The organism is Rhodococcus sp. 05-2254-6, from assembly GCF_002258565.1.
GTDB lineage: Bacteria > Actinomycetota > Actinomycetes > Mycobacteriales > Mycobacteriaceae > Rhodococcoides.
In genome coordinates this window covers 1-18,817 of the sequence record NZ_NOZF01000019.1, presented here as the reverse complement: position 1 = coordinate 18,817, position 18,817 = coordinate 1, and the positions used below count along the sequence as shown (strand labels likewise).

The window sequence follows — 18,817 nt, the reverse complement described above, 5'->3', positions numbered from 1 at the left end:
CCTGCGCCTGGTCAGCGGTGCACGCGAACGATCAGCGCTCGAATTCGCGGTAGGGTCAGACCGTGCCGATCAGTCTGGTTTCCATCGTCCTCCCCGTGTACAACGGTTTGCCCGATCTGGACGAGCAGCTCGAGGCCATCGCCGCACAGGACTACGCGGGCGATGTCGAGCTCATAATCAGCGACAACGGCTCGAGCGATGGCCTGCGCTCACACCTCGAAGAGCTGTCTCTGCCGCTGTCGATACGTACGGTCGACGCCTCCGCCAAGCGTGGAGCTTCGTACGCCAGAAACGTCGGCGTGAAAGCCGCACGCGGTGACGTAGTGGCCCTCCTCGACCATGACGACGTCGCTCATCCGACGTGGGTGACTGCGATGGTGCGTGCGCTCGACAGCTTCGACGCTGTGGGTGGCGCACTCGAAATCGAATCCCTCAATTCGGCAGACGTGGCGGAGTGGCGAAATGTACCGCCACCCGGCGCTCTGTTCCCCACTGCCTACCTGCCGTACGCGCCGGGCAGCAACTTCGCAATGCGGCGAGGAGTTTTCGAGAAGGTCGGAGACTTCGACGAGGACCTCATCGGCGGTGCCGAGGACGTCGATTACTCGTGGAGGATTCAGCAAGCGGGATTGACGCTCGGACATGCCGCCGATGCGTTGGTCGCCTACCGCATCAGAACCACTGTCCGTCGATCGTTCGTGCAAGGCCGCGCCTACGGGCACACGTCCTACCAACTGTCGACGAAGCACCGTGCGGCGGGCTGCCCGCACCCGTCGTCGTTCGTGCGGATCCCCGTTCACGCAGTATCGATTCTTTATCTTGCGACAGTTCGCAATCCGTGGTTACCGAAGATGCTGAGACCGATGCCCGTCGGTCTGTGGGCTCACTACATCGGGATTCACTACGGCGCACTGCGGATTCGAGTGACGACGCTTGGCCGACGACAGCGGCCGAGCGTCCGATGACCCGCGGGTCCATCGACGCGATACGCGAGGAGACTCTCGCCGTCCTGCGGCCTCACGCGGCATCGGGAGATCGAGTGGCTCACCTGGACTTTCCGAATCATTACAACGCCGGCGACTCGCTCATCTACGCCGGCGAGGTCGAGTATTTGAAGCGGTTGGACGTGCACGTCGACTACGTGTCGGATCCGTTCACTCACAACGATGCTCTTCTCGAGGAACGAATCGGTGACGGGACCCTGTTTCTGCAAGGCGGGGGAAATTTCGGTGACCGGTGGCCGATCGACCAGAAATTCCGTGAAGCGATCGTTGCGCGGTTTCCTCGCAACAAGATCGTCTGCCTCCCCCAGAGCATCGACTTTGCCGACACCGACGCCCTTGCGAGTACCGCAGGCCTGTACGCACAGCACCCGGATCTGACCCTCATGCTGCGTGAAAAGCGTTCGTACGAGTTGGCGCTCGCCCATTTCCCGAACAACCGCGTCGAATACTGTCCGGACATGGCGTTCGGTGCCGACATCGCTCGAAGCACCGAAGGATCTGCAGTGGACGTCGTGAAACTCCTGCGCGCCGATTCGGAAAGCCTCGGCCACGCGGCGGTGACCATCGACGCCTCGTCCGTGCACTACGACTGGGGCCTGCGCGGAGCGGATCTGGCGATCTCGACGGCTGTGATGCTGCCGACTCTGATTGCGCAACGCTTCCCCAGAACGAATCGGCTGCTCTACCCCGCTCTTCTACGCTCGTACGAGCAAACAGCCAAGCTCAACCTTCGTGTGGCGCAACGTATTCTGAACCTAGCTCCTGTCGTGCTCACCGATCGACTGCACGCAGCTGTACTGGCCGCAATGATGGGCAAACGTGTCGTGGCGATGGACAACGCGAACAAGAAGGTCTCCGGCATCTACGACGCCTACCTGCACCGCTTCGACAATGTCCACTACGCATCGAACTCCGACGAGGCTGCCGAGTTGGTTCGGCAGGCCGTGTCCGACTGTCGTGGATGAACGCTGCTTGCACCGCACGGAGGTTCAGAAGGGGTAGCGGCCCTCGGCCCAGGCGCGAGCGGCGGGAGGTTCCACCGCGTCGACAGGTTCCCCGTCGCGGAAGTACTGCGTGTGCAGAATCCGACCCTCGTCGACCGCATCCTGCCACGCCTGAGTGGGGCCTTCGCCGAACCAGAGCCACGGGGTGATGTCGTCCATGATCACGACCGATTCTGCGGTAGCGAGCGCACGTAGATCGTCGAGATCTGCGCGAGCGCCCTCCACCGAGTGGTCTCCGTCGATGAAGATGACGTCGAACCGCATGTACGGGTGTTCCTTCGCGTAGGCCGCAATGGTGGTGTGCGAGTCACCCTGAATCAGCGTGTGTCGGCCCGGAAAGTGTTCGTCGATATGGACTTTCGCGGCGTCGCTGTAGGCATAGGCGGCCAGGTCGAACGACACGACGGTCGTGTCGGTCGATGCGTCGAGGAACGCCCAACTCGAGAAGCCGGCATTGAACCCGACCTCACAGATCAGCTTCGTACTCGGCCGTGCCGCAAGCGAAGACAAATATGCCTGCTCCGCCTCGTCGGCTCCCCGCTCGAAAGGTTCCCCAGCAGTGGCGGTTCGGTGCACCAATGCCTCGAGTTCCTGCAGACCCATTCACGTTCTCCTATCGTCTGATTCGGAGCGTAGTCAGCATCGGTGGGCGGCGCAGACGACGACGCCCCACTCGCAGAACACGCCACCACGGACCTGTTGGATCTTCCGTCACGGCGAGGGTCCCGTGAGCCTCGTTGTCTCCCCGGGACCCTCGGTCTACCGAGCGTGCTCGCTCAGTCGACGACAGAACGAACGATCTCGGCGATACGCTGCGCCGTAGCGTCGTCCACAGTCTCGAAATACCACGCCGCCGGCATCAATTGCCCGTCCGCACCACCGGCAGCGTGAAATGCCGCCTTCTCGGTGATGGCCAGATTCAATCGATCGTCGTTGCGCAGCGTCACGAGCGCAGGCGTGCTCGCCGACTTCGCGTAGGCGGGCATTCCGTACCAGATCCGCGGCTTCAACGTGGGGGCCGCGGACACGATGATGTCGTGCACACGCTGCATGACCGAACGCCGCGGTTCCTCCATCTTCGAGATCTTCTCGATCACCTGAGTCAGGTTCTTCTCGTCCTTCGACGACATGTCATGTCCTTTCGTCAACCGATGTCGGGCATCGGCGGAATGAAGATGGCGCATTTCTGCGCCGCACCCCATCCGGACATGTCCTGAGCTGGTCAGGCCTCTCCTCGATGATTCACGTGGTTGCCACGTGGAAGCGCAGTCGGTGGCGCGTACCACCGCGGTAAGAATATCCGACCTGCGGTCGTACTGCGCCACCGATTCGGCGGATTCGTCGCTCTAGACGTTGAAGCGGAACTCCACCACATCGCCGTCGGACATGACGTAGTCCTTGCCCTCGATGCGTACCTTGCCTGCAGCCTTGGCCGAGGCCATGGAACCCGCGGCGACGAGGTCGTCGAAGGAGACGATTTCGGCCTTGATGAATCCGCGCTCGAAGTCGGTGTGAATGACGCCCGCTGCCTGCGGTGCGGTGTCACCACGATGAATGGTCCACGCGCGAGCCTCTTTCGGGCCAGCGGTGAGGTAGGTCTGCAGGCCGAGTGTGTGGAAGCCGGCGCGCGCGAGAGCGTCGAGACCGGGCTCGGTCTGTCCGACGGATTCGAGCAGTTCCGCTGCCGATTCCTTGTCGAGTTCGAGCAACTCGGATTCGATCTTGGCATCGAGGAACACGGCGTCGGCGGGAGCAACGAGACGCGCGAGCTCACCGATCTTCGCGTCGTCGGTGAGCACCGACTCGTCGGCGTTGAAGACGTAGAGGAACGGCTTGGTGGTGAGCAGCTGGAATTCACCGAGCAGCTCGAAGTCCAGCTTCGCCTTGGCAGAGAACAGCGTCTTGCCGTCGTTCAGCACAGCCTGCGCTGCCAGCGCCGCGTCGAGTGCAGGCTTGCGATCCTTCTTGATCCGCACCTCTTTCTCGAGGCGCGGGATGGCCTTCTCCAGGGTCTGCAGATCTGCGATCGCCAGTTCTGTTTCGATGACCTCGATATCGGCGGTCGGGTCGACGCGACCGTCGACGTGCACCACGTCGTCGTCGGCGAAGACACGAACGACCTGGCAGATGGCGTCGGCTTCACGAATGTTGGCGAGGAACTTGTTGCCCAGACCTGCGCCCTCGGACGCACCCTTGACGATGCCGGCGATGTCGACGAACGACACCAGCGCAGGCACGAGCTTCTCCGAACCGAACACCTCGGCCAGCTTCTCGAGCCGGGGATCCGGCAGCGCGACCACACCGACGTTGGGCTCGATGGTGGCGAACGGATAGTTCGCGGCCAGCACATCGTTGTTGGTCAGTGCGTTGAAGAGGGTGGACTTGCCGACGTTGGGCAGTCCGACGATTCCGAGGGTGAGGCTCACGGTCTATGGAGTCTACTTTGACGACACCACCAGCTCGGACAGTGCCCGGCCAGCGACGAGGCCGGGCACCCTGGGCGGCGACACAACCACGTCAGCGCGGGCACGATCCGGATCGGACTCTCTGCCCACGCCCGCGATGCGAGAAACCTGAGCTACGTCGAGGTCAACTGTCGGGACCTAGTACGAGTTCGCGACGACCAGTGCAATGAAGGCGAAGTACAGAACTATGAGGACGACGAATATCCCCAGCGACAGCTTGCCGAAGAACCCGGCACGATTCGACGAATAGAGCGCGCCCTGAGCGTCCCCCATCATCCACAGCGGGTGCACTTTGAGTGCGTGATTGAAGGCCGGGATGGCCAACGGCCAGAAGAAGATGATGGCGACGACGGCCCATCCCGCATTGGACGACGGCAGAGTCGGTGCCTGCACATAGGACTGCGCTGCCGGATAGGGCTGCTGGAACTCTGACTGCTCGTACGGATTCGACATGATCATTTCCCCCGATTGTTCGATGACGGACAGCTAGTAGGACGCCGCACCGACGCGTCGGGTTCCATCGAAACGAATCCGGTCGATCTCGAGTTCAGGTGGTGATTGCCGAATTGGGGTCCCAGCTCGCCAGGATCGGCAGGATCTTGGCGGTGCTCGACCCGTCCTCGACCGTGTAGACGATGAGACTCTGCCCCGGCTCGCTGGGCGCGATCAGAAACTCGATACCGAATTCGAGGGTCCCCGCCGCCGGATGCTGGATGATCTTTGTTGCACGCTCGAATTCTCGAACCTCGTGGTCGCTCCACCATTGCTCGAAACACGGCTCACTGGAACGCAATTCGTCGATCAACGCAGTGAGCACACCGTCCCCGGGTCGACGGGCGAGGTCGCGGCGCAGATTGGCGACCGCGGCGGCCGCGAACTGCGACCAGTTGACGATTCGCTCGCGGGCGATGGGATTGCGAAACAGATAGTCGAACAGCGATTCTCCAGCCGCCGACGGCAAACTCAGCACCGATCGAACCAATGCGTTGCTGGCCAGGATGGTGCCCGAACGCCCCAGTAACAGCACCGGAACGTGATCGAGCGTCCTCATCACCTGGAGCAATCCCGGATCCGGTCGCTCGGTGGCGTCATCGACGGATCCGGCGGGAGATGCAAGGTCGAGCAGATGAGCCGACTCCACCTCGTTCAACTTCAATGCCCGAGCGATCGCTCGCAGCACCTCGATCGAGACGTTCGCCTGCCGACCCTGTTCGAGCTTGCTGTAGTAGTCCGGGCTCACTCCGGCCATCGCAGCAAGTTCTTCCCGCCGCAGTCCAGGCACTCGTCGAGTACCGGGATACGTGCGCAGTCCGGCCTCGGTGGGGGTGATGCGGTCGCGCCGATCACGCAGAAACGCGCTGAGGGCGGACCTGTCGTTGCTCACGAATCCCACAGTAGCTACACCGATGGTTGCCAGCCTGGTCATGCCAGACCTAGGTCGAGTGACGCCTGGTTCGCCGTGTTCAGCGCCCGTAGACATGACGTCATGACTTCTTCTGCATCACAGCGACTTTCCGGACGGACCTCCGTCATCACCGGATCCACCAGCGGTATCGGTGCCGCAATCGCCTCGACTCTCGCCGCGCACGGAGCATCGATCGTCGTCAGCGGCCGCGACTCCGCGAAGGGTTCGGCGGTGGTCGATCGAATCTCCGCGGCCGGCGGCACCGCGAGTTTCGTGCCGGTGGACCTCTCCGGCAGCTACCAGGACATCCGCGGATTCGCGGGCGTCGCTACCGCTGCACTCGGGGGCCGAGTCGACATTCTCGTCAACAACGCCGGCATCTATCCCGCCACCGCAACCGCGGATCTCGCCGACGAGCAACTCGATGCAATGCTCGCCGTCAACGTCCGTGCCCCACACGTCCTCGTCGGTGAACTCGCACCGGCCATGGCCGAGCGTGGGAGCGGCGTCATCGTGAACATCGGATCGTGGATGGCCACGATGGGGAGCCCGTTCGCCGCGATGTACTCCGCAACCAAGGCCGCCGACGAACAACTCACGCGAAGTTGGGCCGCCGAGTTCGGTCCACGCGGCGTGCGGGTGAACGCCCTTGCACCCGGTGCGACGCTGACGCCGGGCAACGAGGATGCGCGGGAGGTGTTGGACGCCATGACAGCCGGAACGCCTGCAGGCACTGTCCTTTCGCCCCAGGACATCGCGAACGGTGTGTTGTTCTTGGTCTCCGACGACGCCGCGATGGTGCACGGCACAACGCTCTACGTCGACGGCGGCATCTCGGTCACCCGCGGATGAACGCGCGTACCGAAGACCGCTACTGGGCTGGGGTCTTCAGCACCGAGGTGGCCTCGGCCAACCGAGTGACGGCGTCCCAATCCTCCTGCGCGACAGCCGCGGCCGGAGTGAGCCACGATCCGCCCACGCAGCCGACATTCGGCAGCGCCAGGTAGCTCGATGCATTGGAGGTCGAGATGCCACCCGTCGGGCAGAAGCGTGCGGCCGGGATCGGCGAGTGGATCGACTTCAAGAAATTCGCACCACCGGATGCTTCGGCCGGGAAGAACTTGAGCTCGGTGTAGCCGGCTTCGAGGAGGGTGAGCACCTCGGACACCGTTGCAGCACCGGGCAAGTGGGGTAGCCCGGTGTCTCGCATGGCTTTGGTCAATCCCGAAGTGCAGCCCGGCGACACCAGGAACTGAGCGCCCGCATCTGCGGCCTGCTTGGCCTGGCCGGGAGTGATGATGGTGCCGGCACCGACGAGGATGTCGGGGACCTCGGCGGCGATGCGCTCGATGGCGTCGAGGGCCACCGGTGTCCGCAGGGTCAGCTCGATGACGGGCACTCCGCCCGCCACCAGGGCGCGGGCGATCGGAACGGCATGATCGAGGTTCTCGATGACGACGACGGGGATGACGGGGACGCGGTCGAGCAGAGATGCAGTCACGTTCTTACCTTCTTCTGGAGTTACGGGGCTCAGCGCATGACGAACATTGCACCCTCGTCGGCCGGGCCGACGAGCGCACGCATGCCCGAGAACAAGTCGCGACCGGTGCTGGACCACTCGTCCTTGTCCAAGGCTCGGCCGGTGACCGGCCGTGCCTCGAACTCGTCGAGCGGTACGTCGATCGACAGTGTGCCACCGAGGGAATCGAGAGTGATGATGTCACCGTCGAGAATTTTCGCGATCGGTCCCCCACTCGCGGCCTCGGGCGTGAGGTGAATTGCCGCAGCGACTTTGCCGGAGGCACCGGACATTCGGCCGTCGGTGATCAGCGCGACGGACCGTCCCTTGTCCTGCAGAATTCCGAGAGCCGGGGTGAGCTTGTGCAACTCGGGCATACCGTTGGCCTGCGGGCCCTGATAACGCAGCACGGCAACGAAGTCGCCGTCGAGTAGCCCTGCGTCGAATGCCTCGAGGAAGTCGGCTTGATCGTCGAACACTCGTGCCGGTCCGGTGACCACGCGATGTTCGGGTGCCAGTGCAGAAGTCTTGATGACGCACTTGCCGATCGCCCCGGTCAGCATCTTCAGTCCGCCGTCGGCGCTGAACGGCTCGTTCGCGCCTCGTAACACGGTGTCGTCGTGGCTCATCCGAGTACCGTCCTGCCACATCACCCCGTCGCCGTCGAGCTTCGGCTCTTGCGTGTAGCGCCGTAGACCCTGCCCGGCAACGGTTTTCACATCCTCGTGCATCAACCCGGCGTCGAGCAGAGACCCGATGACGAACCCGAGTCCACCGGCCGCGTGGAAGTGATTCACGTCGGCCTTGCCGTTCGGGTAGATCCGGGCCATCAGCGGCACGACGGCCGACAGATCCGACAGGTCCTGCCACGTCAGCGTGATTCCGGCGGCTTTGGCGATGGCGACGAGGTGCATCGTGTGGTTGGTCGAACCACCGGTGGCGAGCAACGCGACGCAGCCGTTGACGATCGACTTGACGTCGACGACCTCCCCCACCGGAGTGTAGTTGTCGCCCAACGACGTCAGACCGGTGACGACGTGCGCCGCCTCGCGGGTCAACGCGTCGCGCATCGCGGTTCCGGGGTTGACGAACGACGATCCCGGCAGGTGCAGGCCCATGACCTCCATGAGCAACTGATTGGAATTGGCCGTTCCGAAGAACGTGCAGGTGCCACTGCCGTGATACGACGCGGCCTCGGCGTCGAGCAGAGCCTCGCGCCCCACCTTGCCCTCGGCGTAGAGCTGGCGCGCTTTTGCCTTCTCTCCGTTGGGGAGTCCGGACGTCATCGGCCCAGCGGGCACGAACACCGCAGGCAGATGACCGAAACTCAGTGCGCCGATGAGCATTCCGGGGACGATCTTGTCGCACACCCCGAGCATCAGGGTGGCGTCGAACATGTCGTGGGACAACGCGATTGCGGTCGACATCGCGATGATGTCGCGACTGAACAACGAGAGCTGCATGCCGTCACGGCCCTGGGTGATGCCGTCGCACATGGCGGGAACTCCCCCGGCGAACTGCGCGATGCCGCCGGCGTCGATGACCGACTTCTTCAGCACGGCCGGATAGGTCTCGAACGGCTTGTGCGCCGAGAGCATGTCGTTGTAGGCGGAGACGATCGCAATGTTGGGCTTGACCATGCCGCGCAGGGCCTGCTTGTCGGCCTTGCCGGAGGCTGCGAAGCCGTGAGCGATGTTGGCGCAGGCGAGGCGGCCACGGGCCGGGCCTCGATCCCCGGCCGATGCGATTCGCGCGAGGTAGGCGGTGCGGTCGGACTGGCTGCGGTCTGCGATGCGGTCGGTGACCTGACGCAGGACCGGATGAAGTGTGTCCATGAGTATCTCCGATGTTCAGTCTCTCATCACTCACCCTAAGGCCAATTAGGTCGACCGACAACCCAACTTATGCTTTTCAAAGTTATAAGTGGCACTTCTTAGGCTGTTGCCGTAAAAGTTGCCAGTTGGTTGAATGGCGTTTATGTCCATGCCGCGCCTGAGCGCTCCACCTGCGACGGCAGGTGAGGTTTTCGCTCTGATTCGCGACGGAGAAGCAGCTACTCGTGCCGAACTCGGCCGAATCACCGGACTCTCACGGTCGGCCGTCGCCTCCCGCGTCGCCGCGCTCACCGAGCTCGGCCTGGTCATCGAAACCGAGGACACGCACTCCACCGGCGGTAGACCCCCGGCGAGACTGTCCTTCGACATCGACGCCGGTGTGGTGCTCGCCGCCGCGATCGGACGCAGCCGCTCCCAACTGGGCGTGTTCACCCTCGGCGGCGAGTTGCTCGCGAGCGATACCGTCGATCAGGAAATCGGCGTCGGCCCGGACGAGCTGATGCCGCAGATCACCAAGCGCTTGCAGGCATTGCTCGACGAATCGCACCGAACCGACCACCGCATCCTCGGCGTCGGACTGTCCATCCCCGGCACCGCCGACACCGACCGAGGGTGCAGCCTGGACTCGCCGATCATGCACGGCTGGGACGGAGTGCCGCTGGCACCGTTCTTCGCCGACACCACGTCTGCTCCGGTCTTCCTCGACAACGACGCCAACGCGATGGTGCTGGCCGAACGTCGAGACAATCGAGATCGCTTCCAGAACGCCCTACTCGTCAAGGCCTCGACCGGGCTCGGTGCCGGAATCGTCGCGGGCGGCGCATTGCAGCGCGGATCATTGGGCGCTGCAGGCGAATTCGGCCACACCAAAACTGCAGCCGCGGCAGGCGTCGCGTGCAGGTGCGGCGACAGCGGCTGCCTCGAAGCCATCGCGGGCGGCTGGGCTCTGGTGCGCGCACTCAACGAGCAGGGCCGCGAAGTGGGCCACGTTCGCGGCGTCGTCGATCTCGCGGTGAGCGGTGACCCCGAAGCGCGCAGGCTCATTCGCGACAGCGGACGCCATATCGGTGAAACTCTGGCCGGTGCCGTCAACCTGCTCAACCCCGAGGTCCTCATCGTCGGTGGCGACATGGCGAACGCATACGACATCTTCGTCGCCGGCCTCCGCGAGACCGTCTACGGAAACGCCACCGCGCTGGCCACCAAGGCCCTCACCATCCAGGCCACCACCCACGGTGACCTCTCCGGGGTGATCGGCAGTGCGGCGCTGGTGCTGGATCAGGTGCTCAGCGCCCGGGCCGTCGACGACGCACTGGGCGGCTGACCGCGGGCATCGTCGCCGCGATTGCCGCTCGTCGCACTCCAGCGACCGCCGGGCGCACCGCGATGCGTCGATTCGAGGACGCACACCGGCGGCCCACATAGGGTGATCGCAGTCACACCTGCGATCCTGGAGACCCCACACATGTCACTGAAAGCGGCCGACGAACCACACGTCGAATTGCTGAAGACAGATCCCGACCTACCGCCGGTCGGCGTCGTCGAGTCACATCCGATGACCCCGATCAAGCGCCTGATGCTCGTCGCCATCGGCCTACTCGGCGGTGTTGCGTGGACGATCATCGCGATCGTCCGCGGAGAGAATCCCAACGCCGTCTGGTTCGTCATCGCCGCGGTGTGTACGTACATCTTCGCTTTTCGCTTCTACGCCAGGCTGATCGAACGAAAGATCGTCTTCCCACGCGACGACCGCGCCACTCCTGCCGAGATTCTGGAAAACGGCAAGGACTACATGCCGACGGACCGTCGGGTGCTGTTCGGCCACCACTTCGCCGCGATCGCCGGAGCAGGCCCGCTCGTCGGCCCCGTCCTCGCCGCTCAGATGGGCTACCTGCCCGGCACCATGTGGATCATCATCGGCGTCGTGTTCGCCGGTGCCGTACAGGATTTCCTGGTGCTGTGGATCTCGACGCGTCGCCACGGCCGCAGCCTCGGCCAGATGGCCCGCGACGAACTCGGAGTCGTCGGCGGCACCGCCGCGCTGATTGCAGTGTTCGTCATCATGATCATCCTCATCGCGGTCCTCGCACTCGTCGTCGTCAACGCTCTCGCCGAAAGCCCGTGGGGCGTCTTCTCCATCGCACTGACCATTCCGATCGCACTGTTCATGGGCGTCTACCTGCGCTTCCTGCGGCCGGGCAACGTCACCGAAGTCTCACTCATCGGCGTCGTCCTGCTGCTGCTCGCCATCGTCGCCGGCGGTTGGGTTGCCGAGACCGACTGGGGCACCGACTGGTTCACCCTCTCCAAGGTGACCGTCGCCTGGCTGCTGATCGGCTACGGCCTGCTCGCCTGCATCCTGCCGGTGTGGTTGCTGCTCGCCCCGCGCGACTACCTGTCGACGTTCATGAAGGTCGGCACCATCGCCTTGCTGGCCGTCGGCATCCTCATCGCGCGTCCCGAGATCCAGATGCCCGCGATGACGAGCTTCGCCACCGAGGGCAACGGCCCGGCGTTCGCAGGCTCGCTGTTCCCGTTCCTGTTCATCACCATCGCCTGCGGCGCGCTGTCGGGCTTCCACGCTCTGATCTCCTCCGGCACCACGCCGAAGCTGTTGGAGAAGGAAAAGCAGATGCGCATGATCGGCTACGGCGGCATGCTCACCGAGTCGTTCGTCGCCATCATGGCGCTCATCACCGCCTGTGTTCTCGATCAGCACATCTACTTCGCGTTGAATGCTCCTTCCACGCTGACCGGTGGCACCCCGGAAACTGCAGCGACGTACGTCAACGGATTGGGCCTCAGTGGCGGCGACATCACCCCGGCCGAATTGAGCCAGGCGGCAACCGATGTGGGTGAGGAAACGATCATCTCCCGCACCGGCGGCGCACCGACACTCGCGTTCGGCATGTCAGAGGTACTGCACCAGGTGTTCGGCGGCGAATCGCTGAAGTCGTTCTGGTATCACTTCGCGATCATGTTCGAGGCACTGTTCATCCTCACCACGGTCGACGCAGGCACCCGCGTCGCACGCTTCATGCTCTCCGACAGCATCGGCAACCTCCCCGGAGCCTCGGCCAAGAAGTTCAAGGATCCGTCGTGGCGCCCCGGCGCCTGGATCTGCTCGCTGATCGTCGTCGCAGCCTGGGGCGCAATCCTTCTCATGGGCGTCACCGATCCACTGGGCGGCATCAACACCCTGTTCCCGCTGTTCGGTATCGCCAACCAGCTCCTTGCCGCCATCGCGTTGACGGTGGTGATGGTCATCGTCGTCAAGCGCGGCCTCTACAAGTGGGCGTGGATTCCCGGGGTTCCGCTGGCGTGGGACCTGATCGTCACCATGACCGCGTCGTACCAGAAGATCTTCTCCTCCGTCCCGGCCATCGGCTACTGGACGCAGCATTCCCAGTTCCGCGACGCCAAGGCGCAGGGCCTGAGCGAGTTCGGCAGCGCCAAGACCCCCGAGGCCATCGACGCCGTCATCCGCAACACCTTCATTCAGGGCACGCTGTCGATCATCTTCGCGGTACTGGTCCTGGTCGTCGTGTTCGCCGGAGTATGGGTGTGCATCAAGGCAGTTCGAGGAGACAACCTGCCCGACAACGAGGAGCCCGAGGTGCCGTCGAAGATCTTCGGCCCCACCGGCTTCGTGCTCACCCCGGCCGAGAAGAAGATCCAGGCCGAATGGGACGAGCTGATCGAGGCGGGCACCGTCCGTCGCCCCGGATCGGCGCACTAGATGCGCGGGCTGTGGTGGTGGATCACCTCGGTGATGGGCGATCACGATTACGACCGCTACGTCGCCCATCTGGCCCGCCACCATCCGGATCAGGAACCGCCCACCGTGCGGCAGTACTGGAAGGACAGGCACGCGGAGGCGGACCGGAACCCAGGAGCTCGATGCTGCTGACACGGTGATGTCCGATTTCCGCTAGCACCGAAGCGTCCGCGCTGACACAGTAGGTGCATGAGCAGTGAACGGCAGGTGCAAGAACTGGACTTCGATCGGTGTTATCGCGCGGTCTCCTCGCGTGACGCACGGTTCGACGGCCAGTTCTTCACCGCCGTCTCCACCACCGGCATCTACTGCCGACCCTCCTGCCCGGCCCGCACACCCAAGCCGGGCAACGTCTCGTTTCTCGCCACCGCAGCGGCGGCGCAACAATCCGGCTACCGAGCCTGCCGCCGCTGCCAGCCCGACGCCACCCCCGGTTCCCCACGCTGGAACATCCACTCGGACCTCAGTTCTCGTGCCATGCGGCTGATCTCCGACGGAGCCGTCGAACGCGGTGGCGTCGACGGCCTCGCCAGCACCCTCGGCTACTCGACCCGGCAGTTGACCCGAGTGCTCACCGCCGAGGTCGGTGCAGGACCGCTCGCGCTGGCCCGCGCGCACCGCGCCCACACCGCCCGCACACTGATTCAAACCACCGACATGTCGATGGCCGACATCGCCTTCGCGGCCGGCTTCTCCAGCGTCCGGCAGTTCAACGACACCATCAAGGAAGTCTTCGCCGTCGACCCGTCGACATTGCGTCGAGAAGCGCACCGCACTGTCGTACCGACCGCGGGCGGAACCGTCACCCTGCGCTTGCCGTACCGCCCGCCACTCGACCGCGGCTGGATCGAGTGGTTCCTGCGGGGCCACGTGGTCGAGGGCATCGAATCGTTCTCCGAGGACGGCGAATACGTGCGATCTCTGAGCCTGCCGCACGCCGCCGGGCTCGTGGCACTACGGGTGATGGACGGATTCGTCAGCGCCGCAGTGACATTGCAGGACATGCGCGATCTGGCTCCTGCCGTCGCCCGCATCCGACACCTCCTCGATCTCGATGCCGATCCACTCGCCGTCGACGACGCACTGAGCGCAGACCCTCAGTTGGCACCGAGCGTCGACGCCCACCCGGGCATCCGCGCCCTGGGAGTGGTCGACGGCGCAGAGATGTTGCTGCGCACAGTGATCGGACAACAGATCTCATTGAAGGCCGCGGCCACCCACACCGCCCGACTCGTCGACGCTCTCGGTGCACCACTCGATCTCGGCAACGACACCGTCACAAGACTGTTTCCCGAACCTGCCGTCATCGCCGAAAGAGGCCACGAGGTACTCACCGGACCTGCCGCCCGGGTCCAGACCGTCATCCGCGTCGCCGACGCCATCGCGTCGGGAACCGTCGTGCTCCATCCTGCGCGAGAAGGGCCGGAACTGGAGCGAGAACTGCTCGCGCTCAAAGGAATCGGACCCTGGACCGCCCGATACGTCGTGATGCGGCTGCTCGGCGATCCCGATGTTCTGCTCGATACCGATCTCGTCGTCCGCCAAGGCGCAGAGGCTTTGGACGTTTCGTTGAAGAATTCGCAGCGCTGGGCACCGTGGCGTTCGTACGTCTCGATGCACCTGTGGATCACCGCATTGGAAAGAAGACAGCAATGACTGCCACCGCCGCCACCCAGGACACCCCGATAGGCCCGTTCACCACCATCGTCGACGCCGATCAGCGCGTCCTGGCATCCGGGTGGACCGCCGATGTCGAAGAACTCCGCGTCCTGATCCACCCGACGATGCGCCCCGACAGCGTGCGCACGGCGGCCCATCTCGGCGATGTGACGCGCGCCGTCGAGAACTATCACCGCGGAGAGCTGACCGCCATCGACTCCGTTGCCGTCGCGCAACGATCCGGCGAATTTCTCATGCACGCCTGGGGAGTTCTGCGCACTGTCGAACCCGGTGCGCCGGTGACCTACTCCGAGTTCGCAGAACTGTCGGGTAGACCGGCAGCCATCCGTGGTGCTGCGTCGGCATGCGCGCGCAATGCGGCTGCACTGTTCGTGCCGTGCCATCGGGTGGTTCGAATCGGCGGGGCCCTCGGCGGTTTTCGCTGGGGCCTGCCCGTCAAGGAATGGCTGTTGGCACACGAGGCGGCCTGAAAGGCCTCGCCTTGGACGGCGGTGACATACAGCTGGGCCTACCGAGACGTTATGGTTCTTCACGATCCGCCATCCGCCGAATGTGAGGAAGCCACAGTGACCGAATCGGCAGTGCCCGGCAGTCCGTCGAAGTCCACGACGTCCGGCAGTGATCGTGGTGACCTCATCGGGGTCGGCGGTATGTGGCTGGCCAAGTGGTCGCTGATCCTCATTGCGATCGCAGCCGGGGCGTGGGTGTTGGGCTGGCTGATCGGGCAGTTCTGGGTGATCCTGCTGCCGGTCCTGCTCGCCGTCATCGTCGCGACGGTGCTGTGGCCGCCGGCCAAACTGATGATGCGTCTGGGATTTCCTCCCGCCCTCGCCGCGTCGGTATCGCTCGTGGTGTTCTTCGTCGTCATCGGCGGCATCATCACTCTGATCGTTCCGTCGGTCGCCGAGCAGGCACCGGAGCTGGTAGACCAGGCATCGGGCGGTATCGCACAGGTACAGGACTGGTTGAAGGGGCCGCCGCTGAACATCGGCGACGACCAGATCGACTCGGCCGTGTCGGCGATCGTGTCGCGGCTACAGGACAGCGGGGAGGTCATCGCCACCGGCGTGTTCACCGGCGTATCCGCCGCCGGCTCGCTGTTGGTCACTCTGGCGTTGGTGTTGGTGTTGACGTTCTTCTTCGTCAAGGACGGACCGAAGTTTCTGCCGTGGTTGCACGGGTTCTCCGGTGGCCGCGCCGGAACCCATCTGGGCGAGGTGCTCTCACGGATGTGGGCGACCCTCGGCGGATTCATCCGAACTCAGGCCATCGTCAGTTTCATCGATGCATTCTTCATCGGTCTCGGACTGGTCATTCTCGGCGTTCCGCTGGCGCTGGTGCTGGCGACCCTGACGTTCATCGGTGGCTTCATTCCGATCGTCGGAGCGTTCGTTGCCGGCGCACTCGCTGTGCTGGTGGCCCTGGTTGCGAACGGGCTGACCACTGCACTGATCGTGCTCGCCATCATCGTCGCGGTACAGCAGTTGGAAGGCAATGTGCTGCAGCCGATCCTGCAGAGCCGCAGCATGAACCTGCATCCGGCGATCGTGCTGCTCGCCGTGACGGCAGGCAGCTCACTGTTCGGCATCATCGGCGCGTTCCTGGCCGTCCCGGCTGCGGCGGTTGCGGCCGTGATGATCCGGTACCTGTCCGAGCAGATCGATGCGCGCTCGAACGAACCGGACCAGGACGAGCTCGAGGACAAAATCCCGCCGCCCGACGGGTTGACCGAGGAGCAGGCCGGCCTCGACGAGGAGAAGAACTCCGACAAGAAGGACTCGGGTCAGGAAGCCACTACCTGAAGCGTGGATCCGGTGCGCTCCCGCTTGACGTAGAGGCGACTGGGAATGCGCTGACGCATCTCGTCGACGTGACTGACGACGCCGACGACGCGTCCGCCCGCACGTAGTTCGTCGAGAACCGCCATCACCGACTCGAGGGTGTCGGCGTCGAGCGTGCCGAATCCTTCGTCGATGAACATGGTGTCGAGGACGACACCACCGGATTCGGCAGCCACGACATCGGCGAGGCCCAACGCGAGCGAGAGCGACGCGAGAAATGCCTCACCGCCCGACAGTGTCTTGGCCGAGCGCACCACACCGGTGTAGTCGTCCCTGATGTCCAGTCCGAGACCGCCCCGTTTGCCGCGGACGCCTGCCTCGTCGGAGTGCACGAATTCGTATCGTCCCGAGGACATTCGACGCAGCCGCGCGGATGCGGACTCGGCGACATCCTCGAGTCGAGACGCGAGGACGTACGAGCGCAACGACATCTTGCGTGCATTCTGTCCCCGGCCTGCCACCACGTCCGCCAGGTTGGCGAGCTCGTCGAATTCCGCACGTTGCGGCGCGATGGCCTGGGCCGCGGTGAACAATTCGGCGATCAACCGTTCCAGATCGTCTGCGCGCCTTCGGCATTCGGCCACCAACGCAGCAGCGGCCCTGACCTCGTCGTCCAGCTCGGCGCACGCCTGCTCCAACGGGGCCAGATCCACCGGCGGCCGACCGGCCACGTCCACGATGGTGGGCTCGCGCAGCACGTGCTCGGCATGCGCACGCGTCTCCTCGGCGGTACGCAGCTCGGTCTCGATCTGCTCGACGCGGTCTGCGGTCAGCACTGCCCCGGCCGCGGCGTCGACGGACTCGAAGTTCGACGCCTCCACCCGACGGTCCAGTTCTGCTGCCAGCGCATTGGCCCGCGCAGTGGCGTCGAGCCAGGCGATACGCGCTTCCTGAATTCGCCGGGCACCGTCGATCAGCGCTTCTCGCTCCGCGATTCGGTCTGCCAGCGACGCGCCCTCGTCCACTTCCTCGGCCACCGACGCACGCATCTGCGTCAGCGATTCCTCGGTGGCCGCGATGCGCTCGTCCACGGCACTCCGCGAGGCAACCAGGTCGTGGAGCGTGACCGTCAGCGCGTCCGACTCGCTCCGCAGGCGATCGAGCTCAGCGGTTGCCGGTTCGACATCGGCGGCACGCGCACGCGCGTCCTGCACTGCGGTGGTCGCGGCATCGAGCGTCTGGGCCGACTCCGCAGCGGATGCCCCACCGGTGCGGTCGTGCAGCAGATCCACGTCCCGTTGAGCTCGAGCGACAACCGCCACCGCCTGATCGAGCACGGCAGCGGCCTTGCGTTCTGCGGCAGCGGCCTTGTCTTCCTGTGCCTTGGTCACCGTCGACGTCGACGCTGCAGCGGGATACGGGTGCACCTCCGATCCGCACACGACGCACGGCTCGCCCGCCTCGAGACGAGCCGCCAGCTCGGCGGCCATCCCGTCGAGGCGTCGCTCACGGAGATCGAGGAGGTGCTCCCGGGCGGTGTTGTGCGCTGTCCGGGCGCTGTCGCGGGCACGTTCGGCCTCGGCCAGAGTCGCACGTGTGCGTACCAGTTCGAGAGCCGACTCGGCTGCCGCGCGGGCCCGACTGCAGCGCTCCTCGAGGCCCGGCAACTCCGCCACAGCCGAGGCGGCTCGTGCCATCCGCGATTCGACCGCTGCGATCTTCTCGGGCATCGAGGCCTGCGATTGCACGGTGCGTTCGATTGCCGCTGCGGTAGTGCGTTGTTGCGCACGATATTCGACGAGGGTGCCGTCGAGTCGGTCGGCCTCGCGGGCGAGGACGGCGAGCAGCCGGACCCGCTCGAGTGGGCGGCCGACGTCCTGGCCGATGCCCGGCAGAATCGGACTCTCGCGCAAGGTCGGGCGGTGCTGATCGATGCGGCAGCTCGGCGTGCGTCGACAGCTCTGACGAAGGCCACCACCGTTCTCGATCTGCAGCGTCGTCGGGCTCTCGCCGAGGCGCAGCTCGTGCAGTATCGGGAGGGCGAGACGGCGCGAGCTGCGCGCAGAACCGAGCTCGCCGATTCCGCGGCCGCCGGACCGATCGCGGCCACTGCCGCAGACCTCCGTCTCGCCCTCCCGATACTGCACGAGCTGCGCCTCGGCGAGAGCCCGACGACGCTGCAGATCGAGAACGGTGGTGGCCTTCGTCAGAGCTGTCGACGCACGCCGAGCTGCCGCATCGATCAGCACCGCCCGACCTTGCGCGAGAGTCCGATTCTGCCGGGCATCGGCCAGGACGTCGGCCGCCCACTCGAGCGGGTCCGGCTGCTCGCCGTCCTCGCCCGCG

At 64.9% G+C, this 18,817-nt stretch carries 17 protein-coding genes; 9 read left to right on the top strand and 8 right to left on the bottom strand.

The genetic code is table 11. The features are described from left to right. Nucleotides 1-62 precede the first annotated feature (62 nt). Nucleotides 63-965: a glycosyltransferase family 2 protein gene (locus CH256_RS02585; protein ID WP_094668792.1), complete on the top strand. Its 903-nt coding sequence runs from the start codon at nucleotides 63-65 to the stop codon at nucleotides 963-965. Continuing rightward, nucleotides 962-1,969, top strand: a complete 1,008-nt coding sequence (locus CH256_RS02580; RefSeq protein WP_094668791.1) for a polysaccharide pyruvyl transferase family protein — start codon at nucleotides 962-964, stop codon at nucleotides 1,967-1,969. The genes CH256_RS02585 and CH256_RS02580 overlap by 4 nt, the downstream gene beginning before the upstream one ends. A 24-nt stretch (nucleotides 1,970-1,993) precedes the next feature. Here the strand turns inward: CH256_RS02580 and CH256_RS02575 are convergent, their stop codons facing one another. From CH256_RS02575 to CH256_RS02555, 5 genes are all read right to left on the bottom strand, one after another. Next, the gene (locus tag CH256_RS02575; RefSeq protein ID WP_094668790.1) at nucleotides 1,994-2,611 is read right to left on the bottom strand and encodes a class I SAM-dependent methyltransferase; all 618 of its coding nucleotides are present in this window, start codon (nucleotides 2,609-2,611) and stop codon (nucleotides 1,994-1,996) included. 173 nt (nucleotides 2,612-2,784) lie between these two features. After that, the gene (locus tag CH256_RS02570; protein WP_068052898.1) at nucleotides 2,785-3,138 is read right to left on the bottom strand and encodes a DUF1801 domain-containing protein; all 354 of its coding nucleotides are present in this window, start codon (nucleotides 3,136-3,138) and stop codon (nucleotides 2,785-2,787) included. A 216-nt stretch (nucleotides 3,139-3,354) separates the two neighbouring features. Then, on the bottom strand, nucleotides 3,355-4,434 hold the full coding sequence (gene ychF, locus CH256_RS02565; protein ID WP_032386277.1) for a redox-regulated ATPase YchF: 1,080 nt from the start codon (nucleotides 4,432-4,434) through the stop codon (nucleotides 3,355-3,357). Between the two features lie 177 nt (nucleotides 4,435-4,611). Next, nucleotides 4,612-4,932: a CD225/dispanin family protein gene (locus CH256_RS02560; protein ID WP_082898947.1), complete on the bottom strand. Its 321-nt coding sequence runs from the start codon at nucleotides 4,930-4,932 to the stop codon at nucleotides 4,612-4,614. An 88-nt stretch (nucleotides 4,933-5,020) separates the two neighbouring features. Next, nucleotides 5,021-5,857, bottom strand: a complete 837-nt coding sequence (locus CH256_RS02555) for a helix-turn-helix domain-containing protein (RefSeq protein WP_094668825.1) — start codon at nucleotides 5,855-5,857, stop codon at nucleotides 5,021-5,023. Between the two features lie 102 nt (nucleotides 5,858-5,959). On the opposite strand from CH256_RS02555, the gene CH256_RS02550 reads away from it, so the two are divergent. Further along, a complete protein-coding gene (locus tag CH256_RS02550; RefSeq protein ID WP_094668789.1) occupies nucleotides 5,960-6,730 on the top strand; it encodes an SDR family NAD(P)-dependent oxidoreductase in 771 nt (256 codons plus the stop codon). Nucleotides 6,731-6,749: 19 nt separating this feature from the next. Here CH256_RS02550 and eda read toward each other — a convergent pair whose 3' ends face one another. Together eda and edd are read right to left on the bottom strand one after the other, a co-directional pair. Then, nucleotides 6,750-7,379, bottom strand: coding sequence for a bifunctional 4-hydroxy-2-oxoglutarate aldolase/2-dehydro-3-deoxy-phosphogluconate aldolase (gene eda / locus CH256_RS02545; protein ID WP_094668788.1), 630 nt, complete (start codon nucleotides 7,377-7,379; stop codon nucleotides 6,750-6,752). A gap of 29 nt (nucleotides 7,380-7,408) precedes the next feature. Next, entirely contained in the window at nucleotides 7,409-9,232 is a 1,824-nt protein-coding gene (gene edd / locus CH256_RS02540) for a phosphogluconate dehydratase (protein WP_094668787.1), read from the bottom strand. Between the two features lie 142 nt (nucleotides 9,233-9,374). Between edd and CH256_RS02535 the strand changes: the two genes are divergently transcribed. The 6 genes from CH256_RS02535 to CH256_RS02510 all read left to right on the top strand — a co-directional run bounded on the left by CH256_RS02535 (nucleotide 9,375) and on the right by CH256_RS02510 (nucleotide 16,492). Beyond that, entirely contained in the window at nucleotides 9,375-10,556 is a 1,182-nt protein-coding gene (locus CH256_RS02535; RefSeq protein ID WP_094641197.1) for an ROK family transcriptional regulator, read from the top strand. 141 nt (nucleotides 10,557-10,697) lie between these two features. Continuing rightward, a complete protein-coding gene (locus tag CH256_RS02530; protein WP_094668824.1) occupies nucleotides 10,698-12,971 on the top strand; it encodes a carbon starvation CstA family protein in 2,274 nt (757 codons plus the stop codon). After that, entirely contained in the window at nucleotides 12,972-13,142 is a 171-nt protein-coding gene (locus tag CH256_RS02525) for a YbdD/YjiX family protein (RefSeq protein ID WP_094641195.1), read from the top strand. A gap of 57 nt (nucleotides 13,143-13,199) precedes the next feature. Continuing rightward, nucleotides 13,200-14,666: a DNA-3-methyladenine glycosylase 2 family protein gene (locus CH256_RS02520; RefSeq protein ID WP_094668786.1), complete on the top strand. Its 1,467-nt coding sequence runs from the start codon at nucleotides 13,200-13,202 to the stop codon at nucleotides 14,664-14,666. Next, nucleotides 14,663-15,160, top strand: coding sequence for a methylated-DNA--[protein]-cysteine S-methyltransferase (locus CH256_RS02515; RefSeq protein WP_094668785.1), 498 nt, complete (start codon nucleotides 14,663-14,665; stop codon nucleotides 15,158-15,160). The genes CH256_RS02520 and CH256_RS02515 overlap by 4 nt, the downstream gene beginning before the upstream one ends. 51 nt (nucleotides 15,161-15,211) lie before the next feature. Next, complete coding sequence (locus tag CH256_RS02510) at nucleotides 15,212-16,492, top strand: AI-2E family transporter (protein ID WP_094668784.1); 1,281 nt, start codon at nucleotides 15,212-15,214, stop codon at nucleotides 16,490-16,492. Here CH256_RS02510 and CH256_RS02505 read toward each other — a convergent pair. Further along, nucleotides 16,474-18,817 (bottom strand): SbcC/MukB-like Walker B domain-containing protein (locus CH256_RS02505; RefSeq protein WP_143536504.1); only part of this gene is annotated, 2,344 nt, incomplete at its 5' end. The two genes, CH256_RS02510 and CH256_RS02505, sit on opposite strands and share 19 nt — an antisense overlap.

Coding starts and splice junctions, on each gene's coding strand:
- CH256_RS02580 (WP_094668791.1), top strand. CDS start 962: ATGACCCGCGGGTCCATCGACGCGATACGCGAGGAGACTCTCGCCGTC.
- CH256_RS02575 (WP_094668790.1), bottom strand. CDS start 2,611: ATGGGTCTGCAGGAACTCGAGGCATTGGTGCACCGAACCGCCACTGCT.
- CH256_RS02570 (WP_068052898.1), bottom strand. CDS start 3,138: ATGTCGTCGAAGGACGAGAAGAACCTGACTCAGGTGATCGAGAAGATC.
- CH256_RS02560 (WP_082898947.1), bottom strand. CDS start 4,932: ATGATCATGTCGAATCCGTACGAGCAGTCAGAGTTCCAGCAGCCCTAT.
- CH256_RS02550 (WP_094668789.1), top strand. CDS start 5,960: ATGACTTCTTCTGCATCACAGCGACTTTCCGGACGGACCTCCGTCATC.
- edd (WP_094668787.1), bottom strand. CDS start 9,232: ATGGACACACTTCATCCGGTCCTGCGTCAGGTCACCGACCGCATCGCA.
- CH256_RS02535 (WP_094641197.1), top strand. CDS start 9,375: ATGTCCATGCCGCGCCTGAGCGCTCCACCTGCGACGGCAGGTGAGGTT.
- CH256_RS02530 (WP_094668824.1), top strand. CDS start 10,698: ATGTCACTGAAAGCGGCCGACGAACCACACGTCGAATTGCTGAAGACA.
- CH256_RS02525 (WP_094641195.1), top strand. CDS start 12,972: ATGCGCGGGCTGTGGTGGTGGATCACCTCGGTGATGGGCGATCACGAT.
- CH256_RS02520 (WP_094668786.1), top strand. CDS start 13,200: ATGAGCAGTGAACGGCAGGTGCAAGAACTGGACTTCGATCGGTGTTAT.
- CH256_RS02515 (WP_094668785.1), top strand. CDS start 14,663: ATGACTGCCACCGCCGCCACCCAGGACACCCCGATAGGCCCGTTCACC.
- CH256_RS02510 (WP_094668784.1), top strand. CDS start 15,212: ATGGTTCTTCACGATCCGCCATCCGCCGAATGTGAGGAAGCCACAGTG.